Origin of the sequence: uncultured Pseudokineococcus sp. (assembly GCF_947495735.1) — a bacterium.
GTDB lineage: Bacteria > Actinomycetota > Actinomycetes > Actinomycetales > Quadrisphaeraceae > Pseudokineococcus.
The window spans coordinates 138628-160027 of sequence record NZ_CANMAA010000009.1 but is presented as its reverse complement, the minus strand read 5'-3'; the positions used below and the strand labels follow the sequence as shown (position 1 = coordinate 160027).

Below are 21400 nucleotides of genomic sequence, written 5' to 3'. Positions count from 1 at the left end.
CCCCAGCCCGGGGGGGGGGCGCGGGGGGGGCCCCGCGCCGGGGGGGGGGGGGCCCGGGGCCCCGGGGCCCGGGGGGGGGGGGGGGGGGGGGGGGGGGGGGGGGGGGGGGGGGGGGGGGGGGGGGGGGGGGGGCCGGTCCCGCGGGGCACTGCCTCCGCGCTGCCGCGGGGTCTCCGCCCCGCGGCATCTGCTCGGCTCACGTGCCCCGCGGGCCGCCCACCCCGCCCGCCGCGGGCGCACCTCGGACGCGGGTCCTGTCGGTCCTGACCTCGGACGCGGGTCCTGCCGGTCCTGACCTCGGACGCGGGTCCTGGCGGGTGGTCGCGGTGCCGGGATCCCGTCAGGCTCGCGCCGCCTCGTGCGGCGGCCCGTCGTCGGGCGCCTCGCGCCGCTGCGCCCGCCGCTGGAGGACCCGGTGCAGGACCGCGGCCAGCGCGAGCGTGACGAGGGCGACCAGTCCCAGGTAGACCGGCAGGAAGAGGAAGAGCAGGCCTGCGGTCGAGGACTCGCTCGTGACGAACGAGACCAGCAGCACGGCGGTGAGGGCGGCCAGCGCCACCACCCCGAGCGCGGCCGCCGGCGCTCCTCGCTGGAGGACGCGGGCGACGAGGACCACCACGGCCGCCATCGCCGCGAAGGGGGCGAGGTTGAAGGCCGTGAGGCCCACGCTGAACAGCAGGCTCCCCGCGCTCCACGCGCCCTGCGTCCACATCCCGGTCCAGACCATCACCGCCAGGAGGCCGGCTGCGGTCAGCGCCACCACGAGGAGCAGCCCCTGCGTGAGTCGTCGGGGCGGGCGGGTCGGCGGGGCCGCATCCGTGCTCATGGACGGATCATGCTCGCGCACCGGGGGACGCGTCATGCAGATCATCACCACACCCGGCTGCGCTGGCCTGCAGCGCGGAGGCAGTGCCCCCAGAGGCTCCCGCCCCACCCGTCCCAGCCACAGCTCCAGCCCGGGCCCGGCGCTGACCCGAGGACCCGGCGACTCAGCTCTCGACGGAGTCCAGCGGCGAGGTGTCCTGCCCGAGGAAGGCGGCCTCGTCGCGGCGGTGCACCAGGACGCCGGCGACGTAGGCGCCGACGGCCTCCAGGAGCGGGACGTCGCGGCGCTGCTGCTCGCTCATGAACCAGCGGTGCTCGAGGACCTCGTGGAAGACCTCGGCCGGCTCGAGCTTGCGGCGCAGGTCGCGGGGGACGGCGCGCACCACCGGCTCGAACACCGAGCTCACCCACTCGTGGGCGACGATCTCCTCGTCCTCGTTCTGCTGGTCGGTGGCCGCGCCGTAGCCGTCGAGGTCGTTGAGCAGCCGGCGCGCCTGGTTCTCCTGCGCGTCGATGCCGGTGAGGCGCAGGAGCCGGCGGCTGTGGTGGCCGGCGTCGACGACCTTGGGCTGGATGCTGACCCGGGTGCCGTCGAGGTCGGTGGAGATGGAGAGCTCGTCGACGTCGAAGCCGAGGTCGTTGAGGCGCTCGATGCGCGCGGCCACCCGCCAGCGGTCGCCCGACTCGAAGGACTCGGTCTCGGTGAGCTCGACCCACAGGGAGCGGTAGCGGCTCATGATGTGCTCGCTGATCGACAGGGGGTCGACGTCGATCTCGAGCAGCTCGCCGGCCTGCAGGTCCATGAGCTCGCCGGCGATGTTCACGCGGGCCACCTCGAGGTCGTACTCGCGCTGGCCGGTGGAGAGCTCCTGGTGCAGCTCGCCGGTCTCGGCGTCGACGAGGTAGGCGGCGAAGGCGCCCGCGTCCCGGCGGAACAGGGTGTTGGACAACGAGACGTCGCCCCAGTAGAAGCCGGTGAGGTGCAGGCGCACCAGGAGCACGGCGAGGGCGTCGATGGCGCGCGTCGCGGTGTCCGGGCGCAGCACCTGGCTGAACAGGGCGCGGTAGGGAAGCGAGAACTGCAGGTGGCGCGTGACGAGCGCCGCCTCGAGCGGCTCGCCGTCCCGCCCCTCACGACCGGAGATCACTGCGACCGGGTGCACGGAGGGGACGTCGAGCCGCCCCAGCATCCGCAGCATCTGGTACTCGCGGCGGGCGACGTGCTCGGAGATCTCCTTGATGGCGATGACCTGGTCGGACATCCGCACGAAGCGCACCACGTGGCGCGAGATGCCTCGCGGGAGGGCGGCGATGCGGCTGGCCGGCCACTCCTCGAGCGGCAGCTCCCACGGGAGGTCGAGCAGCGCCGGGTCGGGTGCCGCGGCGGTGATCTGCAGGCCGGCCATGGCGGGATCCTCCCACTGCTTCGGACGGGGACGGGACGCCCTCGGCGTCCTGGTCGGGTGGTCGCGCACGGCGAGCGTCCGCGCCCGCCGGGAGGGCGGGCGCGGACGGCTCCCGACGCGGCGGAGGGGCCGGCCCGACGAGCGGACCGGCCCCTCCTGGTGCGGCGACGGCCGCGCTCGGCTCAGCCGAGGCGCTCGCCGGACGAGGCCGAGAACAGGTGCACGTGGTCGGCCTTGGGCGCGAGCCGGATGCTCGAGCCCTTCTCCGGGGGACGGCGGCCGTCGACGCGGGCGATGATCTCGCCCTCGGTGCCGTCCATGAGCGCGCGGCCGTAGATGTAGGCGTCGGCGCCGAGCTCCTCGACGACGTCCACCTCGACCGGGAGGCCGACGTCGGCGATGTCGAGGTCCTCCGGGCGCACGCCGACGACGGCGCGCTGGCCGGCGCCCGCGAGCAGGTCGCGCGGCACGGGGAAGGTGTAGTCGCCGAAGACGATGCCGCCGTCGGTGACCGGGACCTCGATGAGGTTCATCGCCGGGGAGCCGATGAAGCCGGCCACGAAGACGTTCTTCGGGCGGTCGTACATCTCGCGCGGCGTGGCGACCTGCTGCAGCAGGCCGTCCTTCAGCACGGCCACTCGGTCGCCCATGGTCATGGCCTCGACCTGGTCGTGGGTGACGTAGACCGTCGTGACGCCGAGGCGGCGCTGGAGCTGCGCGATCTGCGTGCGGGTCTGGACGCGGAGCTTGGCGTCGAGGTTCGACAGCGGCTCGTCCATGAGGAAGACCTGGGGCTGGCGCACGATGGCGCGGCCCATGGCCACGCGCTGGCGCTGACCGCCGGAGAGGGCCTTCGGCTTGCGGTCCAGGTACTCCTGCAGGTCGAGGATCTTGGCGGCCTCCTCGACGCGGGTGCGGATCTGGCCCTTGTCGACGCCGGCGATCTTCAGGGCGAAGCCCATGTTGTCGGCGACCGTCATGTGCGGGTACAGCGCGTAGTTCTGGAACACCATCGCGATGTCCCGGTCCTTCGGCTGCACGTCGGTGACGTCGCGGTCGCCGATCATGATCCGGCCGGCGTTGATGTCCTCGAGGCCCGCGAGCATCCGCAGGGACGTGGACTTCCCGCAGCCCGAGGGGCCGACGAGGACGAGGAACTCGCCGTCCTCGATGTGCAGGTCCAGCGCGTCGACGGCCGGCTTGTCGCCGCCCGGGTAGATGCGCGAGGCCTTGTCGTAGGTGACCGTTGCCATGGTGTGTCCTCCCACCGGCAGGTACGTGCCGGACGATCCGTCGTAGGGGTTGGCGGCGACCTGCGGAGCGGGTGCCCTCGGTGCCGTGGTGCGCAGTGGTGTGCGGCTGCGCGGCTCTGCTCCGAGCGCGCGACCGCGACCGGTCCGGCGGGCGCCTCGACCTCGAGGCGGTGGTGCCGGGCGGGCACGACGCCGTGCAGTCCACCAGGGACGGACGGCAGCGTCGCCGTGCGGGCTCATCATGCACCACGGGAGGGGCCCGCGGGGCGCCTCACGACGAGCTCGTGCCAGGGCGCCCGGTGGGGGCACCCGGTCACCCGGACGTGGGGGCGTCACCGGGCCGCTCCCGCCCCCGGGCCGGTGGCGCCGGGGGAGGGGCGGTCGGGGAGGGCGTCAGAGGATCGGCTTGCCGCCGGTCACGGCGATGCGGGCGCCGGAGACGTAGCTGGCCTCGTCGCCCGCGAGCATGACGTAGACGGGCGCGCACTCGGCGGGCTGCGCCGGACGGCCCATCGGCACCTGCTGGCCGAAGGTCTCGACCGCCTCGGCCGGCATCGTCGCCGGGATGAGCGGGGTCCACACCGGGCCCGGGGCGACGCTGTTCACGCGGATGCCCCGCTCGGCGAGCATCTGCGCCAGGCTGGCCGAGATGTTGGCGATGGCCGCCTTCGTGCCCGCGTAGGGCAGCAGCTGCGGGCTCGGGTTGTCGGAGTTCACCGACGAGCTGTTGATGATCGAGGCGCCCTCGCCGAGGTGGGGCAGCGCGGCCTTCGTGACGTGGAAGAGGGCGCTGAGGTTCACGGCGAGCGTGTGGTCCCACTCCTCGTCCGGGATCTCCTCGAGCGTCTCGTGCGACATCTGGAAGGCGGCGTTGTTGACCAGGACGTCCAGCTTCCCCAGCTCGGAGACCGTCCGGGCGACGACGTCGCGGCAGTGCTGGGGGGAGGCGAGGTCGCCCGGCAGCAGGACGACCTTCCGGCCGGCCTCCTCGACCCAGCGGGCCGTCTCCCGGGCGTCCTCGTGCTCGTCGAGGTAGGAGACGGCGACGTCGGCGCCCTCGCGGGCGTAGGCGATGGCGACCGCCCGGCCGATGCCGCTGTCGGCGCCGGTGATCAGGGCCACCTTGCCGGCGAGGCGCCCGGAGCCGCGGTAGCTCTCCTCGCCGTGGTCGGGCTGCGGGTCGAGCTCGGCGCTCGAGCCGGGGGGCGTCTGCTGCTGGGGGGGCTGGCTCACGGGAGGTCTCCTCTGGTTCGCGGAGGGACGTCGCCGGGCCCGCTGGCCCGACGGGGCCGGTGCTCGACCGCCTCCACCCTGGCGCTCGCCGCCGGCCCCCGCATCCCCGGGCGAACCGGGCGGGCGCCCGCCGTGAGGCGCCCGTCCGGGGACCGGGCTCAGGCCCGACGCGCCCGCAGGAGGTGCTCGAGGAGCGCGCTGACCGCCTCGGGGCCGGCCACGCGGAAGCCCGCGGCCGTGGCGCCCGGGCCGACCTTGACGCCCACGTCACCGGCCGCGCCGTCCAGGACGGCGAAGGCGTGCTCGTCCGTGACGTCGTCACCGACGTACAGGACGGCGGACGCGGCGACGGCCTCGCGCAGCATCTGCACCGACCGGCCCTTGTCGACGTCGAGCACGGCGAGCTCGACGACGTCCTTGCCGCGCAGGGCGCGCACGCCGGGCAGCCGCCCCGGGCCGTCGTGCACGGCGCGCTGGGCGGCGGAGGCCGTGGCGACGTCCGCGCGGCGGGTGTGCAGCACGGCGCCGGCGGGCTTGGTCTCCAGGTCGGTCCCCGGGTGCTCGGCCACGACGGCGGCCACCCGGTCGACGACGTCGCCGAGGAGGGCCTGCTGCGCGGCGTCCAGCGGCGCGCTCGTGTCGTCCGCGCCGGGCAGGCGCACCTCCGCGCCGTGGCTGCCGACCAGGCCCGCCCGGTCGGGCGGCCCGGCGAGCCGGACGAGGGAGTCCAGCGGGCGGCCGGAGACGAGCGCGACCTCGAGGGCGCGCTCGCCCTCGAGGGCGGCCAGCGCCGCCACCGCGGCCGCCGAGCGCTCCAGCGGTCGCGCGGCGTCGCGGTCGTCGACGAGGGGAGCCAGGACCCCGTCGAAGTCCAGTGCGACGAGCGGGCGCGGCGACGCGGCGAGGGCGTCCAGCGCCAGGACCAGGGCACCGTCCAGGGGGGCGGGGGGCGGCGTCGTCACGACGATCCCTCCTGGGCCGCCGGGGCGTCGGCGTCCGGGGCGGCCTCGCCGCCCTCGGGGACCTCGGCGCCCACGTCCGGCCGCAGCGCCCGCAGGAAGTCGCGGGCCCAGCGCTGGACGTCGTGCTCGAAGACGCGCCGGCGCATCGAGCGCATCCGGCGGCGCTGCTCCTGCGGCGCCATCACGACGGCCTGGACGACCGCGGCCTTCAGCCCGTCGATGTCGTGCGGGTTGACGTGCAGGGCCTGGCCCAGCTCGTCGGCGGCGCCCGTGAACTCCGACAGCACCAGCGCGCCGCGCTCGTCGTGGCGGGCGGCGACGTACTCCTTGGCGACGAGGTTCATGCCGTCGCGCAGGCTCGTCACGAGCATGACGTCGGCCACCTGGAAGAGCGCGGCCATCTCCTCGCGCCCGTAGCTGTGGTGCAGGTACTGCACGACCGAGTGCCCGAGCGTGCCGTGGTCGCCGTTGACGCGCCCGACCTGCAGCTCGATGTCCTCGCGCAGCAGCCGGTACTGCTCGACGCGCTCGCGGCTCGGGGTGGCCACCTGGACCAGGACGGTCTCGTCGGCGCGCAGGAGGCCGTCGTCGAGCAGCTCCGCGAAGGCCTTGATCCGGTGGCCGATGCCCTTGGTGTAGTCGAGGCGGTCCACGCCGAGGACGACCGTGTCCGGGTCGCCGAGGTCGGCCCGGATCTGGCGGGCTCGCTCGCGCACCTCGGGGCTGCGCGCGAGCTCGTCCATCGCCGCCGCGTCGATCGAGATGGGGAAGGCCGTGGCGCGCACGCGGCGCCGCCCCCCGGTCGGGTCCTGGACCTCGACGGCCTGCTGGCGGGGCACGAGCTGCAGCGAGCGGCGGCACGCGCGCAGGAAGTTCTGCGCGTCCGAGGGCCGCTGGAAGCCGAGCAGGTCGGCGCCCAGCAGGCCCTCGAGCACCTGCCGGCGCCAGGGCAGCTGCGCGAAGATCTCGTACGGCGGGAAGGGGATGTGGTTGAAGAAGCCGATGCTCAGGTCGGGGCGCGCGGCGCGCAGCATCGCCGGCACCAGCTGCAGCTGGTAGTCCTGCACCCACACCACGGCCCCCTCGGAGGCCACCGCCGCCGCCGCCGCCGCGAAGCGCTCGTTGACGGCGACGTAGTCCTCCCACCAGTTGCGGTGGTACTCCGGGGCCACGATGACGTCGTGGTAGAGCGGCCACAGCGTGCCGTTGGAGAAGCCCTCGTAGAAGCCCTGGACCTCCTCGGCCGACAGGCCCACCGGCACCAGGTGCATGCCGCCCCAGTCGAACGGCTCGCTGACGGCGTCCTCGGCGTCGCTGGGAGCGCCGGGCCACCCGACCCAGGCGCCGTCCTGGGACTGCATGACCGGCTCGAGGGCGGTGACGAGCCCGCCGGGCGAGCGCTTCCAGCGCGGCTTCCCGTCCTGGCCGGTGCCGTCGCGGTCCACGGCCAGGCGGTTCGCCACGACGACGACGTCGTACCCGTCGGCCGGGACGGGGGTCCGCTCCACCGGGGTGGGCAGGTCGTCCGCGGCGGCCTCCGGCACGTCGTCGGGGAGGCCGTCGGGGAGCCCGGCACCGGCGGTCGCGGGCTCCTGCTGGTCCGTTCGCGCGCTGGGCACCGGGGCCTCCTGGGGTCGTGGTGCGCGCCGCGGGGCGCGCAGCGGCGCCGGTGGGGCCGGCCCCGCTCGTGTCTGGCGACTGCGCTCGAACCTACTGCCCGGACCCCGTCGTCGGCATCCCGCCGCGGCCGCGCTGCGCGGCGGCGGGACGGGCGCGAGCCGGTCGTCCTGCGGCCCGGTCCCCGTGCCCGCGCGGACGTCGAGAGGGACGCGTCGTCGTCCGCCCACCGGTCTCGCGCGCGCGCACGGCTCCCGCAGCCCGAGCCCGTACCGTGGCGGGCCGGTGACGGCGCCGCGGCCGGCCAGGTCGCGGCCGGGTGGGGAGGGCGTGCGTGGAGCAGCGGGGTCCGGGGGCGCGGCTGGGGCCCTACCGGCTGGTGCAGCAGATCGGCGAGGGCGGCATGGGTGTGGTGCACCTGGCCCTCGACCCCACCGACCGCGCCGTCGCCGTGAAGGTGCTGAGGCCCCACATCGCGGGCGACCCCTCGGCGCGCGAGCGGCTGCGCCGCGAGGTCGCCGTCCTGCAGCGGGTGCGCCACCGCCTCGTCGCCGAGGTGCTCGACGCCGACCCCGACGGGCCGCAGCCCTACGTGGTCACCCAGTTCGTGCCCGGGCGCAGCCTCGAGGAGCACGTGCGCGAGGAGGGGCCCCTGGCCCCCGCCGCCCTGGCCCGCCTCGCCGACGGCCTCGGCCAGGCGCTCGCGGCCGTGCACGACGCGGGCGTCGTCCACCGGGACCTCAAGCCCGCGAACGTGCTGATGCTGGACGGCGACCCGGTCGTCATCGACTTCGGGATCGCCAAGGTCGCCGACGACCCGCGGCTCACGAGCGCCGACCTGGTGATGGGGACGCCCGGGTACCTGGCGCCGGAGCTGGTCGAGGGCGCGGAGGTGGGTCCGGCGGCCGACTGGTGGGGCTGGGCGGCGACCACCGCCTTCGCGGCCACGGGGCGCCCGCCCTTCGGCCGCGGCCCGTGGCCCGTCGTCCTGGACCGGGTCCGCCGCGGTGCGGCCGACCTCGAGGGCGTGCCCGCCCCGCTCGTGCCCGTGCTCACCGCCGCCCTCTCGACCGACGTCGACGCGCGCCCCCGGGAGGGCTGGCTGCGCCGCGCGGTGCAGGACCTGGCCGCCTCCGCGCGGGCCGGCGCCCCCGACCGGGCGGGCGCCTCCGTCGGCGACGCCGCCGCCACGTCGGCCCTGGCGCGCATGGCCGGGACCGGGCTCGACGACGACATGGCCGCCGCGCCGGCGGCGCCAGCCGGGGTCGAGGGGGCGCCGGCCCCGGACGAGCACGAGGCGACCCCGGCAGGAGGCGCCAGGGACGCGCCGCGCGGCGACGACGCGGCCACGACCGTCGTCCCCGCGGTCGGTCGGGTCGACGACGCGGACGACCAGCTGGACGACGGCGCACCGGACGACGGCGAGCCGGACGACGACGACCTGGACGACGGGCTCGACGACCGGGAGGGCGGCCGCTGGTCCGCCGACGAGCAGGCCACGTCGGCGCTGCCCCCCGCGGCGTCGTCCCGGGACCGCTCCGCCCGCGAGGGGCACGACGAGCCCACCTCCGCGCTGCACGTGGGCGCGACGAGCGCGCTGCCGCGGCGCGAGGAGCCGTCGGGACTGCGGTGGGAGCAGCCCTCGGGACTGCGGGGCGACGGGCCCTGGGGGGACCCGTACGTCGCGCGGTCGGCGGAGTCCTACGCCCAGCCCGTCGCCGAGCACCCCGCGCCGCACCACCTCGACCAGCGGGCGGCGACGGTCCCGCAGCGGCACGTCCCGCAGGACCCGTGGGGCGCCGGGGGCTCCCAGCCCGCGGAGTGGCACCTCGGGCGCGGCGGCGCCGGGGACTGGCCGCCGGGCCCCGGGGCGTCTGCGCCGCACGGCGCGGCGCCGGCCGTGGTGCCCCGCCGCCCCGACCGCCCGGGGCTCCGGGCGGCCTGGGCGGCGGCGCTGGTGGGCACGACCGCGCTCGCCCCGGTCGTCGGCGTCCTCGTCGGGCTCGTCGTGGTGGTGCTCGCCCGCACCGTCGAGCGCAGCCACCGCTGGGTGCTCCGCCGCCGCGAGCTCCTCGGGCCGCGGCGCGGTGACGTCCCCCTGGCGGTGCTGCGCTCGCCGCTGCCCCTGCTCGCGGGGCTCGTGACCGGCGTCCTCTCCCTGCTGCTGCCGCTCGCGGTGGCCGCCGCCGTCGTCTTCCTCACCGGCGTGCTGCTCGCCGACGCCTCGGTCGTGCCGGGCGACCCGGTCTCCCTCGCGGCCGGCGGGGCGGCCGGCGTCGTCACCGCCTGGTGGGGCCCGGGGGGCGCGCGGCTGCGCCGCGGCTCCGTCGTCGTGAGCCGGGCCGCCCCCCGAGGGGTGGTCGGCACGGTGCTCGTCGTCGCGGGCCTGCTCGTGGTCCTCGCCGCCGTGTGGCTGGCCGTGAGCGGCACCGCGCCGGACTGGAGCCCGCTGCCGAGCCCGCCGCTCGACCTCTGAGGCCCCCGGGCGACTCCTCGCTCCCCGTCCCCGGGAGCGCCCAGGGACGCGACGTAGCCTCGTGGACGTGCCCGCCGCCCCGCTCGCCCGCCGCGCCCTGCTCCTCCTCGGAGCCCTGCTGGTCGCCGGAGCCGTGCTCCTGGGCTCCCCGCTCCCGAGCCCCTCGGGCTCGACGGCGGCCCCTCTCGGGACGAGCCGGGCAGCCGCCGCGCCCCCGGCCGCTCCCTCGCCGTCGCCCACGCCGGCCGTGACCCCGTCCAGCCCCACGGGCGAGATGGTCGTCCGGGACGAGACGGGCACGGGGCTGGTGCTGCCGATCCTCCTCGGCACCGTCGTGGTGATCCTCGGCGGGGCCGCGCTCTTCGCCTCGGCCGTCACCCGTCGCCGGTCCGAGGAACGCCGGCTGTAGCCCGACCGTCGGAGAGGGCGGGGGCACGCCGGCTCCGCCGACCGACGGCGAGGGCGGCGCCGGCCCCGGCGGCGCGCGCCCCGTGCTCCGCGCCCGCGACGACCCGCCACCGACCCGCCCCCAGGAGCAGCCCCGATGAGCCCCGACCCCCGCAAGCCCACGAAGGCGCAGCGCCAGGCCGACGCCCGCACCAGGGCCCGTGCCATGCGCGAGCAGCGCGAGCGCGCCGAGCGCCGCCGCCGCGCCGGCCTGGTGACGGCGGCCGCGCTCGCGGCGGTCGCCGTGGTGAGCGTGGTCGTCGTGGCGATCCTGGCGGGCGGCGACGACGAGGTGCCCCAGGCGGTCCCGGCCTCCTTCTCCGAGAGCGGGGGCTTCACCGTCGGGGACCCGGGGGCCCCCGTCGCGGTGAGCATCTACCAGGACTACCAGTGCCCGTTCTGCGCCCAGTTCGAGGCCGCCAACACCGACTTCCTCGAGGAGCGGCGCGAGGCCGGCGACGTCGCGGTCACCTACTACCCGCTGGACCTCCTGCGTCGCCTCGGCGACTACTCCGAGCGCTCCGCCAGCGCCGCGGTCTGCGTCGCCGAGGAGGCGCCCGAGCAGTTCCCCGCCTTCAACGACGCCCTCTTCGCGAACCAGCCGCAGGAGGGGGCCGGCGGTCTCACCGACCAGCAGGTCGCGGCCCTCGCGGCCGAGGCGGGCGTCCCCGACGAGGTGGAGAGCTGCATCACGAGCGGCCGGTACACGGACTGGGTCACCCAGGTCACCGACGCCCGCGACGAGCGGGTCGAGGGGACGCCGACCGTGCTCGTGGACGACGAGGTCGTCCCGGCCGACCAGTTCCAGGCCGCCGTCGACGCCGCCCTCGCGGGAGCGCCCACCTCCTGAACGCGTACCGCCGACCCGGGGAGGTCACGGCGTGGGCCTGAGCGGTCGTGTCGGGCGCGCAGGGTGGCGAGCGCGGGCGTGCGCCCCACCTCGCTGCCTCGCCGCGGGGCACGGCTCCCGCTCCGCGCGCTCCCGACGCCCCGCGAGGGGGTCTCCGTGGCCCCCACCCCGCTCACGGAGGCCGAGCGGCACACCCGCGCGGACGGCGCAGGACACCGAGCACGAGGACGCCGTCCGTCCCGCGCCTGGCCGCGGTGGTCTTCCTCCGCCACCGCGGGTCCCGGCGAGAGGTCCCTCCGGCACGCGATGCGCGTCGTCCAGGTGCATCAGTCACATCGCTGACGACGGTCGGCACCGGCCTGCGGACCTGTGCAGGTTTTCGGTCGTCCGACCTCCCGGCAGGGTCGGGCGGCACCGACAGCCGTCGCCGACGGGCGCCGCTCTGCTCTCAGTGCCGCACGTCCGGCTGCGCGCGCCGTAGTCAGCGCTGTCTCCGGGCTCGCGCGAAGCGGGCTGACGTGCGGCGGGGGAGGGCCCCGGCCTCACCCGGCCAGCCAGTCGAGGGCGCGCGTGACGCCCGTGATGCGTCCGTCGGTGCGGCGGACCCAGTAGCGCTGCAAGACGTCCACGACGACGGAGACGCCTACCCCGTCGACGCCCGGGAGGGCGGCCAGGTCTTCCTCGAGGAAGGCGGCGAGGTCCTCCGCGCCCGTGAAGGCCCCCTGGTGGATGACGGAGGACGAGCCCGCTACCACCGAGACGTACCGGGCGGAGCGATGGCGCGCGAGGTGGTCCGACACCTCGGCCGTGCTCCCCGGGCGGACTTGCAGGGCGACGATGACCTCGAGGGCGAAGCCGACGACCGATGGCTCCACCTCCACGCGGGGGGCGACGGCGCCACGGCTCAGCAACGAGGTGACGACGCGGTGCGCCGTGGAGCGGCTCACGGACAGCGCCCGGCTCATCTCCGCCGCGGAGGCGCGACCGTCGACGTGCAGTAGGCGGACGGCGGCGCCCTCGAGGTCGCTCAGGCGCCACGTGTGCGGAGCGCCGGGTGCCCCGGGGGGGACCACCTCGGCCTCCAGGGCCCGGACCTGCTCCTGCGTGAGGCGGTCCAGGCGCCAGCGGTCGGCCTTGCTCGTCGCGCGCAGGACGAGCTCGGTGTGGGTCGCCACGACGCCCGGCGTGCGGGGGACGGTCTCGGTGAGCAGCACCCCTGCCCCGCGCCGCGTGCGCGCCTGGACGGTGAGGTGCACGTCGGCGCGGCCGGTCGTGACAGCGGTGAACTGTGCCTCGGGGAGCTCGGCGAGCCGTTCGGCGACCTCCCGGGCCGCTCCCGGAGCGGTGGTCACCCACACGTGGTGCGGGTGGCTGTCCGAGAGCAGCGACCAGTCGACCTGGCCCACCACGCGGAGGAGCTGGCGCCCGAGCAGGCGGTCGATCCGCCGGCCCACCGTGCTGGGCGAGGTGGACAGCACCTCGCCGAGGGTCGCCAGGCTCGCCCGCGGGGACACCTGCAGCGCCGCCACGAGGTCGAGGTCCGCCTCGTCGAGCAGCGCCGCCGTGCTCATCACGGACGGCCACCACCGGCAGCCGCGAGCAGCAGCGCGAGCAGAGCCGTCCGCTCCAGCAGTCCGCTGACTGTGGCGTGCTCGTGGCGGGCGTGCGCGCCGCCACCCACGGCGCCGAGCCCGTCGAGGACGGCGGCACCCACCGCTGCGGCGAAGTTGCCGTCGCTCGCGCCGCCCACCGACGTCTCCTCGAGCTCTAGCCCGAGCGCCGCACCGGCCGCCCGCGCTCGGGCGAAGAGCTCGCCCGTCGCGGCGCTGCGCTCCATCACCGGGCGGTTCCACCCCCCGCGCACCTCCAGGGCGACCCGGGGGTCGCCGGTGTCGAGGTCGGCGAGGACGCCCTCGACGCGCCGCTGCTCGGCCTCGCCCGTGACGCGGACGTCCAGACGTCCCCACGCCCGCCCGGCCGTCACGTTGGAACCGGTGCCGCCGCCCACGAGACCCACGTTGATCGACGTCCCCGCCTCCAGGTCCACGGCGTCGTCGAGCTGCGCCACCACGCGCGCGAGGGCGCTGACGGCGCTCGCCCCGGCGGTCGGGTCGAGGCCCGCGTGGGCCTCGACCCCGGTGAGGTGGACCTCGAAGAGACCGACGCCCTTGCGCGCCGTCTTCAGCGCGCCGCCGGCGCTCGCCTCCAGGACGAGGACCTCGCGCGCCAGCCGGGCCTCCTCCTCGATGACCGGGCGGCTCGCGGGCGAGCCGATCTCCTCGTCGCCGTTGAGGAGCAGGCGCAGCGGCGGGTGCGGCACGCCCAGGTGCCGCAGCGCGCGGACCGCCCAGACGAGCTGCGCGAGACCCGACTTCATGTCGAAGACGCCAGGGCCGGTGATGATGTCTCCGTTCACGGCGAAGGGCATGTCCGCGAGGGTCCCCCGCGGCCACACGGTGTCGTAGTGCGCGAGCAGCAGGACCGGTGGCCCCTCACCGGCACCGGCGACGTCGCGGACGAGGACGTCCCCGTGCTCGCCGCCGTCCACCCGACGGGGCGTCGTGGCGGTGGGCCCCAGACGGGCGTCGAGCCAGCGCTCCACGTGGGTCAGGCCCGCGTTGAGCGCCGCCCGGTCCTGGCTGGGCGTCTCGACCTCGACGTACGCGCGCAGGTCCTCGAGGACCTCGGGGAGGTGGTCCTCGAGCCAGCAGCGGAGGTCGGCGACGACCTCTCCGTCGTCCGCCCTCTCGGTGGCCTCGGTGACGAGCGCGTCGAGCCGCTCCAGCCGCGCCGGCGACATCGACGACGGGTCGTCCTCGACCTGGGCGAGCTGGTCCAGCAGGGCGCGCAGCAGCGGGATCGCGAGCCCATGCGCCTCCGCCGCCGCGAGCACGGGGGCGTAGTGCGTCGTGACCTCCGCCGGGCGCCGCCGCACGGCGATGTCACGCCAGATGCCGCTGCGGTCCTTGCTCTGCATGCGCAGCCACGCGACGAGGGCGTCCGTCGCGGCGTCCGCCCGCCCGGGCTGCTCCGCCTCGGGGGCCTCGTAAGCCTCGGGGTCGAAGGCGTCGAAAGGGGCGGGGGAGACGCCCTGCGCCCGCGCGACCGCAAGCACCTCCCGCACGAGCGCGTGGGCGCTGGGGCGGTGGCGGTCGAGGAGGTCGGCCATCGGTGCGTCGGCGAGCGCCGTCTCGGTGAGGACGGCGCCGAAGGCGAGCTTGGCCCACAGGAAGGCTGCGACGTCGTCGGTCTCGCGGGCGTCGCCCCAGGCGCGCAGGTCGGCGACCACCCGGCGGACGCGCTCGCTCGCACGGCCGTCCACCTCGCCGACGACGAGCGCGCCCGCGCCCCCGTCGCGCACGACCCCCGGAGCGACGACGTCGGCGAAGAGGTCGACGAACGCGCCGACCGTCCGCCCAGCGCCCACGTGCCGGGCGATGAGCTCCTCGTTGAGCCCGTTCTGGAGGCTGACCACGAAGCCGTCCTCGGCCAGGCGGGGGGTGAGCCACGCCGCCGCCGCATCGGTCGCCTGCGCCTTGACGGCCAAGAGCACCGGACCGAGCTCTGCGCCCTCCGGCACCTGCACCGGGAGAACCGCGCGGACGGCGACCGACTCGCGCGAGGCGCCCCGCTCGAGCGCGAGCCCGTCGCGGTTGATGGCACGCACGTGCTCCTCGTCGGCGTCGACGAGGAGCACGTCGCAGCCTGAGCGCACCAGGTGCCAGGCCAAGGTGCCGCCGATGGCCCCCGCACCGACGATCGTGTAGCCCACCCGGCCCGCTCCCCGCACCTCGCGCACTGCGTCCTCCTCGCTCGTCGACCTCTCCCGGCTCACGCGGCCCCCGTCCCGTTCGCCGCGGACCAGTGCAGCGGCAGGGTGGTGCTTCCCGCCGACGAGCCGCCGTCGACGCGCAGGACAGTGCCGGTGATCCAGGAGGACTCCTCGGAGAGCATGAACGCCACCGCGGCCGCGACGTCCTCTGGGGTGCCGGCTCGCTCGAGCGGCGCCCGGGAGACCTCCGCGGCGTACTCGGGCGTCACGGGGTTGACGTCGCTGTCGACGCGGACGAAGCCGGGGCTCACGGCGACGACGCGGATGCCGTGCGGGCCCAGCTCCAGGGCCGCCGATCGGGTCAGGACCTCTAGGGCCGCCTTCGCGGTGGAGTAGTGCGCGGCCCCGGGCCTCGAGCGCAGCGCCGCGCCCGAGCTGATGTTGACGACCACGCCGCCACGACCCGCCGCCACGGCGGCCGCGGCGAAGGCGCGCGTCAGCAGCATCGGCGCCCGTAGGTCCACGGCCATGACGTGGTCCCACGCCGCGGCGTCCAGGTCGAGGAAGGGACGTGCGGGGTAGACGCCGGCGGCGTTGACGACGGCGTCGAGCGGGGCGGGGGCAGCCGCGGCCGCGAGAAGCTCTTCCGGCCCCTCGACGGTCGCGAGGTCGACGACCTCGGCCCGTGCCGACGGCAGGGGGGCCATGGCCTGCGAGAGGAGCTCGGCGCGGGAGTCGGCCCCCGTCACCGTCCACCCGTCCCGGCTGAGCCTCTCGGCGACGGCGCGGCCGATGCCGCCCGCCGCGCCCGTGACGAGGACGTGCCTCACGGCATCTCACCGTCCTTGGTCTCAGGCATCGTCGCGTAGACGGCGATGCCGACGACGGCAGCCGCCGCGACGTACAGCCAGATGAGGTCGCCGTAGCCGCTCGTGGTCATCCATGTCGTGATGTACGGCGCCGTGCCCCCGAAGAGGGCCACGGACAGGGCGTAGGGCAGGCCGATGCCGGTGGTCCGCACCTCGGCGGGGAACTGCTCCGCCATGACGACGGCGCAGTTCGCCGAGTACCCCACGAGGAGGACGACGCCGACGAGCTCGACGGCCAGCAGGGTCCAGAAGTCCGCCGTCTGGAGCAGGCGGAAGGCCGGCCAGGCGATGACGAGGAAGCCGATGGCGAAGGCGAGCATGGTCGGGCGTCGCCCGACCCGGTCCGACAGGCGGCCGCCGAGGGGCAGCAGCACGAGGAAGACGGACACCGCGATGGTGTTGGCCAGGAAGGCGTCGGCGAGGGGGATGCCCGAGGCGCTGTTCGCGAAGCCCGGCATGTAGCTGACCCAGATGTAGTACGTCAGCGTGCCGGCCACGGTGATGCCGGCCACGCGCAGGGCGGCGCGCGGGTGGTCCCGCAGCATCGTGACGATGGCGCCGCGACGGCGCCCGCCCTGCTCCTGCGCCGAGGCTGCCTGCACCTGCGTGAAGGCGTCCGTCTCCTCCACCGAGATCCGCAGCCAGAGGCCGACGAGGCCGAGGAGCGCGCCCACGGCGAACGCGATGCGCCACCCCCACGAGCTGAGTGCCTCCTCGCTGAGGGTGTTGGTGAGGAGCACGCCCATGAGCGAGGCGATCAGCACCCCCGCACCGACGGAGACCTGCTGCCAGGAACCGGCGAAGGCCCGCCCGCCCCGGGCCGCGGACTCCACGAGGAAGGCCGAGGACGCCCCGAACTCCCCTCCCGCGGAGAAGCCCTGGACCAGCCGGGCCAGGAGCAGGACGAGCGGGGCCGCCAGCCCGATGACGGCGTAGGAGGGCACCACCGCGATGACGGCTGCGGAGCCGGCCATGAGGCCGATCGTCAGCGTCAGCCCGGCCTTGCGGCCGTGCCGGTCGGCGTAGGCGCCCAGCACCGCCCCTCCGACGGGACGCATGACGAATCCGACGGCGAACACGGCGAGCGTGGCGAGGAGGCTGGCGGCGGGGTCGTCGGAGGGGAAGAACTGGCCGGCGAACACGGCGGAGAACGTGCCGTAGACGGCCCAGTCGACCCACTCGACGGCGTTGCCGACGGCGCCCGCGACCAGCGCCTTGCGCTGGCGGGGCGTGAGCCGTTCGCGGACGGGCGCTGCGGGGGTGGGGCTGCTGGACGCGCTCATGCCGGCGCTCCTTCGTGCTCGGGGGCGAGTGCGGTGGCGACGTGCTGAGCCACCTGGGCGTGGGTGGCGAGCCACACGTCGTCGTGGGCTGTGATGTGGTCCAGCAGCTCGGCCAGGACCACGAGCCGGGAGCGGTGGCCGATGACGTGCGGGTGCATCGTCAGCTGGAAGAGGCCGCCGGCCTCGCGCGCGGCGTCGAACTCGTCGCGCCACATGCCCAGCACCGCCCGCGGCGGCGTGTGGGGGCGCACGGCGTTGAAGCGCTCCATCGTGAAGTAGGGCGCGTCGTCGCGGATCCACTCGACGGGGATCTCCACCATCCCGGTGGCCCGCCCGTCCTGGACGAGCTCGTAGCACTCGTCGTCGGCCATGAGGGAGGAGTCGTAGGCGAGGCCCGCGTCGAGGGCGAGGTCGAGGGTGGCGTCCGAGAAGTCCCACGACGGCGTGCGCATCCCGGTGGGCCGGGTGCCGGTGAGCTCCTCGAGCGCGTCCAGGCTCCTGTGCAGCAGCTCCCTCTCGTCCTTGCGCGCCAGCAGGGCGTTGCGCTCGTGGATCCACCCGTGCGCGGCCACCTCGTGGCCGGCGCGGGCGACGTCGCGCACCTCCTCCGGGTGCAGGAGGGCCGAGACGGCGGGGACGAAGAAGGACGCGGGCGCCCGGTGCCGCTCGAGCAGGTCGAGCACCCGGGGGGTGCCCACCCGCGAGCCGTACTGGCCCTGGGAGAGGCGGCCGGGCCTCGTCTCGGCGTCGCGCAGGGGGATCGTCTCGTGGTCGGCGTCGAAAGACAGGGCTACCGCCACGCGCGCCCCGTCCGGCCACGGGGGCGCCAGCGTCCGCCCCGCCCGAACCCGTTCGACGTGGGTCCTCCACGTCTGCTCCGTCCACTGCCACGGCTCTGTCTCGCTCATGCCACCACCAGTGCTGGTTCGTCCCATCCAGCGCCGTCAAAGCGCTCGATCGTGTCAGGGCGAGACGGTAGGGGGTGTCGCGGCCGAGCGGAAGGGGGGTGCGGCGCGCTGGGGCGAGGAGCCGCTCAGCCGCCGACGACCTCGAAGCGGACGACGCCGCGGCCGTCGAGCTGCTCGCCCGCGCCGGTCGACATGGCGACGACGGCGCGGGCCTGCTGCTCGACCGGGTCGTCGGAGAGCGCCTCCAGGTACCGGCGGTGCTCGCGCAGCGAGGCGACGGCGTCCTCCAGGTGCGCGGTGACGTCGACCTGGTGGGTGGCCCGCGGCGACGCCGCGACGGCGGTCCGGCGGACGCCGCGCCACGGCGCGAGCCCGGCGGCGGCGAGGTCGCGGTGGACCCACTCGTTCGCGGCGTCGGCGACGGCGTCCAGCACGCAGCGGCCGAGCGCGCGGTGGTCGGCGGTGTTCCAGCCGCCGAAGGGCCAGGAGTCGTGGTGGTTGAGCGTCACGACCAGCTCGGGGCGGTGGCGGCGGATCGCCGAGGCCACGTCGCGGCGCAGCGCCGGGCCCTCGACGAGCACGCCGTCGGGGAGGTCCAGCAGCTCCAGGGAGCTGACGCCGACGCGCTCGCACGAGGCCCGCTGCTCGCGGGCGCGCAGGACGGCGGACTCGCGCGGCTCCAGCCCGGCGATGCCGGCCTCGCCGTGGGTGGCGAGCACGTAGCGCACGTCCCGGCCCTCGGAGGTCCACCGCGCGACGGCCGCGCCCACGCCGTACTCCGGGTCGTCCGGGTGGGCCATGAGCACCAGGGCCCGGCTCCAGTCGTCGGGCAGGTCGGGCAGGTCGGCGTCCGTCTCGGCGTCCATCGGGGCATCGTGCGGGCCGGCGCCCGCACCCGCCTCCCGGTGACCGGGCGCCCGGCCGTGCGACGGGCGGTCAGGACATGTGCAGCCCGCCGTTGACGTCGTAGGTGGCGCCGGTGATGTTGCCGGCGTCCGGGCCGAGCAGGAACGCCATCAGCGCGGCGACGTCGTCGACGGTGCCGACGCGGCCGACGAGGCCCGCGGAGGCCAGGTCGGCGCGGCGCTGGTCGTCGAGGGGGCCGCCCATGATGTCGGTGTCGACCGGGCCCGGGCTCACGCAGTTGGCGGTCACGCCGAGAGGGCTCAGCTCGCGGGCGACGGCGCGCATGAGGCTCACCACGGCGCCCTTGGAGGCGCTGTAGGCCGACTTGGAGAAGGTGCCCCCGCCCCGCTGGGCCGAGACCGACGAGATCGACACGACCCGGCCGAGGCCGCGCCCGGCCATCCCGCGGGCGAAGGCCTGGGTGGTCAGGAAGACGCCGCGGGCGTTGACGGACATCACGCGGTCCCAGACCTCGGGGGTGGTGTCGAAGAAGGCCGCGGGCGAGCTGATGCCCGCGGCGTTCGCCAGGGCGACGACGGGGGGCAGCTCGGCCTCCACGCGCTGCACGGCGGCCTCCACCGACGCCGGGTCGGCCACGTCGACGCCGACGCCGATCGCCCGGCCCCCGGCCTCGGTGATCTCCCCGGCGACGGCTGCCGCCGCCTCCTCGTCGAGGTCCAGGACGGCGACGGCCCAGCCCTCGCGCGCCAGGCGGGTGGACAGGGCCCGGCCGATGCCCCGGGGGGAGCCGCCCCCGGTGACGACGGCGGTGCGCTCGGCGGGGAAGGTCTGGCTGCTCACGGTGGCCTCCGGGTGCTCGCTCGGCGTCGGCGGCGACGCCTCCCGCCGGCGCCTGCGCGCCGCCGTGCGCCGCCGAGGGGCGCGAGCCGGTCCCGCGCGCACCTCGCCCGGGTGTCGAGGTTCCCCCCCCGGGTGCCGCAGACGGTAGACATCGCGCGTGCGCCGGGCATCCCGGCGCAGCGCCGGGTGCGAGCGAGCGCTCGGCGCGGACGACGACGTCCGCGGGAGGACCGCCATGGACCTGCAGCTGCTCGCCGCCCTCGTGCTCGGCATCGCGACCATCGTCGTGCTGGTGCTGCGCACGCGGCTCGACGCCTTCGTCGCGCTGCTCGTGGCCGCGCTCGTCACGGGGTCGGTGGCGGGGTCGGCGCCCACCGACACCCTCGACTCCATCACCACGGGCTTCGGGAGCACGCTCGGCTCGATCGGCATCGTCATCGGGCTCGGCGTCGCGGTCGGGAAGATCCTCGAGGTCTCGGGCGCCGCGGACGCGCTCGCGCGGGCCTTCGTCCGGGCGCTCGGGCGCGGGCGGGAGCCCTGGGCGATGGGCGGCACGGGGGCGCTCGTGTCCATCCCCGTCTTCTGCGACTCCGGCTACGTGATCATGAACCCGCTCGCGCGCTCCATCGCGCGCCGCCAGCGGGGCGGCTACGTCACCCTCGCCCTGGCGCTGGGCTGCGGGATGACCCTGACCCACCACCTCGTGCCGCCCACGCCCGGGCCGCTGGCCGTGGCCGGGATCGTCGGCGCCGACCTCGGCGGCTTCATCCTCGTCGGGCTGCTCTTCACCCTCGTCCTCCTCCCGGTCGTCGTCCTCTACGCCCGCTGGATGGGGCCCCGGCTGGAGGCGGAGGTGACCCCGCAGGTCCGCGAGGCCGTCTACGGCGCCGCGGGCCGCGGGACCGGCCGGGGGGCCGGTGCGGCCACCGCGCTCGCCGACCGGGACGACGACGTCGACGAGAGCCCGGAGGACGACCCCGCGGCGGCGCTCGGCGAGCCCCCGGCCGGCGCTGCGCGGCACCGCGTGGGGACCCTGCGCGCGTCGCTGCCCCTGATGGTGCCGCTCGCGCTGATCGTGGCCAACACGGTGGCGAACGCCGTCGACCGCAGCGCGCAGGGCGTCCTGTCCGGCGACGAGGGCTACGAGCCGTCGGCCTGGGCCGCGGTGCTGGCCTTCGTGGGCAGCCCGGTGGTCGCCCTCGTCATCGGCGTCGTGATCGCCGTCTACGGCCTGCTGCCGCGCTGGACGACGCGGGACCAGGTGAGCGGCTGGCTCGCCGAGGCGGCCGCCTCGGCCGGTCTCATCATCCTGATCACCGGCGCGGGGGGTGCGCTCGGGCAGGTGCTGCGCGACTCCGGCGTCGGCGCGGCGCTGGCCGAGGGCGTCGCGTCGCTGGCGCTGCCCGGCGTGCTCGTGCCCTTCCTCATCGCCTCGCTGGTCCGGCTCGCGCAGGGGTCGGGCACGGTCGCGATGATCACCGCGGCCTCCGTCTCGGCGCCCCTGGTGCCCGAGCTGGGCCTCGCGCCGCTGGCCGCCGCCCTCGCCTGCTGCGCGGGCTCCATGGTGCTCAGCTACTTCAACGACTCCTACTTCTGGGTCGTCACCCGCTTCACCGGACTCGAGGGCACGGCCGCGCTCAAGGGCTGGTCGGGCATCACCACCGCGGTGTGGGTCGGCTCGATCCCCCTCGTGCTCGTCGCCGGCGCGGTGCTCTGACCCGCGGACCGTCCGCGGGCCGCGGCCGGCCGCGCCCCGGGGACCCGTTCGCGTGACGCCCGCTCACTCCTGGTT

17 protein-coding genes are annotated in these 21400 nt (G+C 76.3%); 4 read left to right on the top strand and 13 right to left on the bottom strand.

What is annotated here, in order from left to right; all coding sequences use genetic code 11:
- Nucleotides 1-340: 340 nt before the first annotated feature.
- The 6 genes from Q0848_RS13315 to Q0848_RS13290 all read right to left on the bottom strand — a co-directional run bounded on the left by Q0848_RS13315 (nt 341) and on the right by Q0848_RS13290 (nt 7187).
- Nucleotides 341-826: a hypothetical protein gene (locus Q0848_RS13315; protein ID WP_299038328.1), complete on the bottom strand. Its 486-nt coding sequence runs from the start codon at nt 824-826 to the stop codon at nt 341-343.
- A 163-nt stretch (nt 827-989) separates the two neighbouring features.
- Complete coding sequence (locus Q0848_RS13310; protein WP_299038326.1) at nt 990-2231, bottom strand: DUF4032 domain-containing protein; 1242 nt, start codon at nt 2229-2231, stop codon at nt 990-992.
- A 182-nt stretch (nt 2232-2413) separates the two neighbouring features.
- Nucleotides 2414-3484: an ABC transporter ATP-binding protein gene (gene ugpC, locus Q0848_RS13305; RefSeq protein ID WP_299038324.1), complete on the bottom strand. Its 1071-nt coding sequence runs from the start codon at nt 3482-3484 to the stop codon at nt 2414-2416.
- 393 nt (nt 3485-3877) lie between these two features.
- The gene (locus Q0848_RS13300) at nt 3878-4717 is read right to left on the bottom strand and encodes an SDR family oxidoreductase (protein WP_299038323.1); all 840 of its coding nucleotides are present in this window, start codon (nt 4715-4717) and stop codon (nt 3878-3880) included.
- Nucleotides 4718-4875: 158 nt separating this feature from the next.
- Nucleotides 4876-5679, bottom strand: coding sequence for a trehalose-phosphatase (otsB, locus tag Q0848_RS13295; protein ID WP_299038321.1), 804 nt, complete (start codon nt 5677-5679; stop codon nt 4876-4878).
- Complete coding sequence (locus Q0848_RS13290) at nt 5676-7187, bottom strand: trehalose-6-phosphate synthase (RefSeq protein ID WP_366146604.1); 1512 nt, start codon at nt 7185-7187, stop codon at nt 5676-5678. The genes otsB and Q0848_RS13290 overlap by 4 nt, the downstream gene beginning before the upstream one ends.
- A gap of 443 nt (nt 7188-7630) precedes the next feature.
- On the opposite strand from Q0848_RS13290, the gene Q0848_RS13285 reads away from it, so the two are divergent.
- From Q0848_RS13285 to Q0848_RS13275, 3 genes are all read left to right on the top strand, one after another.
- Nucleotides 7631-9772, top strand: a complete 2142-nt coding sequence (locus Q0848_RS13285) for a serine/threonine-protein kinase (RefSeq protein ID WP_299038318.1) — start codon at nt 7631-7633, stop codon at nt 9770-9772.
- A gap of 67 nt (nt 9773-9839) precedes the next feature.
- On the top strand, nt 9840-10181 hold the full coding sequence (locus Q0848_RS13280; RefSeq protein WP_299038316.1) for a hypothetical protein: 342 nt from the start codon (nt 9840-9842) through the stop codon (nt 10179-10181).
- Between the two features lie 135 nt (nt 10182-10316).
- Nucleotides 10317-11069, top strand: a complete 753-nt coding sequence (locus Q0848_RS13275) for a thioredoxin domain-containing protein (protein ID WP_299038314.1) — start codon at nt 10317-10319, stop codon at nt 11067-11069.
- Between the two features lie 542 nt (nt 11070-11611).
- On the opposite strand, the gene Q0848_RS13270 is transcribed toward Q0848_RS13275, so the two are convergent.
- The 7 genes from Q0848_RS13270 to Q0848_RS13240 form a co-directional block, all read right to left on the bottom strand.
- The gene (locus Q0848_RS13270) at nt 11612-12640 is read right to left on the bottom strand and encodes an Lrp/AsnC family transcriptional regulator (RefSeq protein WP_299038333.1); all 1029 of its coding nucleotides are present in this window, start codon (nt 12638-12640) and stop codon (nt 11612-11614) included.
- On the bottom strand, nt 12640-14904 hold the full coding sequence (locus tag Q0848_RS13265) for a M20/M25/M40 family metallo-hydrolase (protein ID WP_299038312.1): 2265 nt from the start codon (nt 14902-14904) through the stop codon (nt 12640-12642). The genes Q0848_RS13270 and Q0848_RS13265 overlap by 1 nt, the downstream gene beginning before the upstream one ends.
- Nucleotides 14901-15671, bottom strand: coding sequence for an SDR family NAD(P)-dependent oxidoreductase (locus tag Q0848_RS13260; RefSeq protein WP_299038311.1), 771 nt, complete (start codon nt 15669-15671; stop codon nt 14901-14903). The genes Q0848_RS13265 and Q0848_RS13260 overlap by 4 nt, the downstream gene beginning before the upstream one ends.
- Nucleotides 15668-16993 (bottom strand): MFS transporter, encoded by a 1326-nt coding sequence (locus Q0848_RS13255; protein WP_299038309.1) that lies wholly within the window; start codon nt 16991-16993, stop codon nt 15668-15670. Before Q0848_RS13255 ends, Q0848_RS13260 begins: the two co-directional genes overlap by 4 nt.
- A complete protein-coding gene (locus Q0848_RS13250; protein ID WP_299038307.1) occupies nt 16990-17901 on the bottom strand; it encodes a polysaccharide deacetylase in 912 nt (303 codons plus the stop codon). The genes Q0848_RS13255 and Q0848_RS13250 overlap by 4 nt, the downstream gene beginning before the upstream one ends.
- A gap of 125 nt (nt 17902-18026) precedes the next feature.
- Complete coding sequence (locus tag Q0848_RS13245; RefSeq protein WP_299038305.1) at nt 18027-18767, bottom strand: PIG-L deacetylase family protein; 741 nt, start codon at nt 18765-18767, stop codon at nt 18027-18029.
- A 70-nt stretch (nt 18768-18837) separates the two neighbouring features.
- Entirely contained in the window at nt 18838-19608 is a 771-nt protein-coding gene (locus Q0848_RS13240) for an SDR family NAD(P)-dependent oxidoreductase (RefSeq protein ID WP_299038303.1), read from the bottom strand.
- Between the two features lie 235 nt (nt 19609-19843).
- Here Q0848_RS13240 and Q0848_RS13235 point away from each other — a divergent pair, with 235 nt between their 5' ends.
- Nucleotides 19844-21325 (top strand): GntP family permease, encoded by a 1482-nt coding sequence (locus Q0848_RS13235; RefSeq protein ID WP_366146603.1) that lies wholly within the window; start codon nt 19844-19846, stop codon nt 21323-21325.
- The last annotated feature ends 75 nt before the right edge of the window (nt 21326-21400 follow it).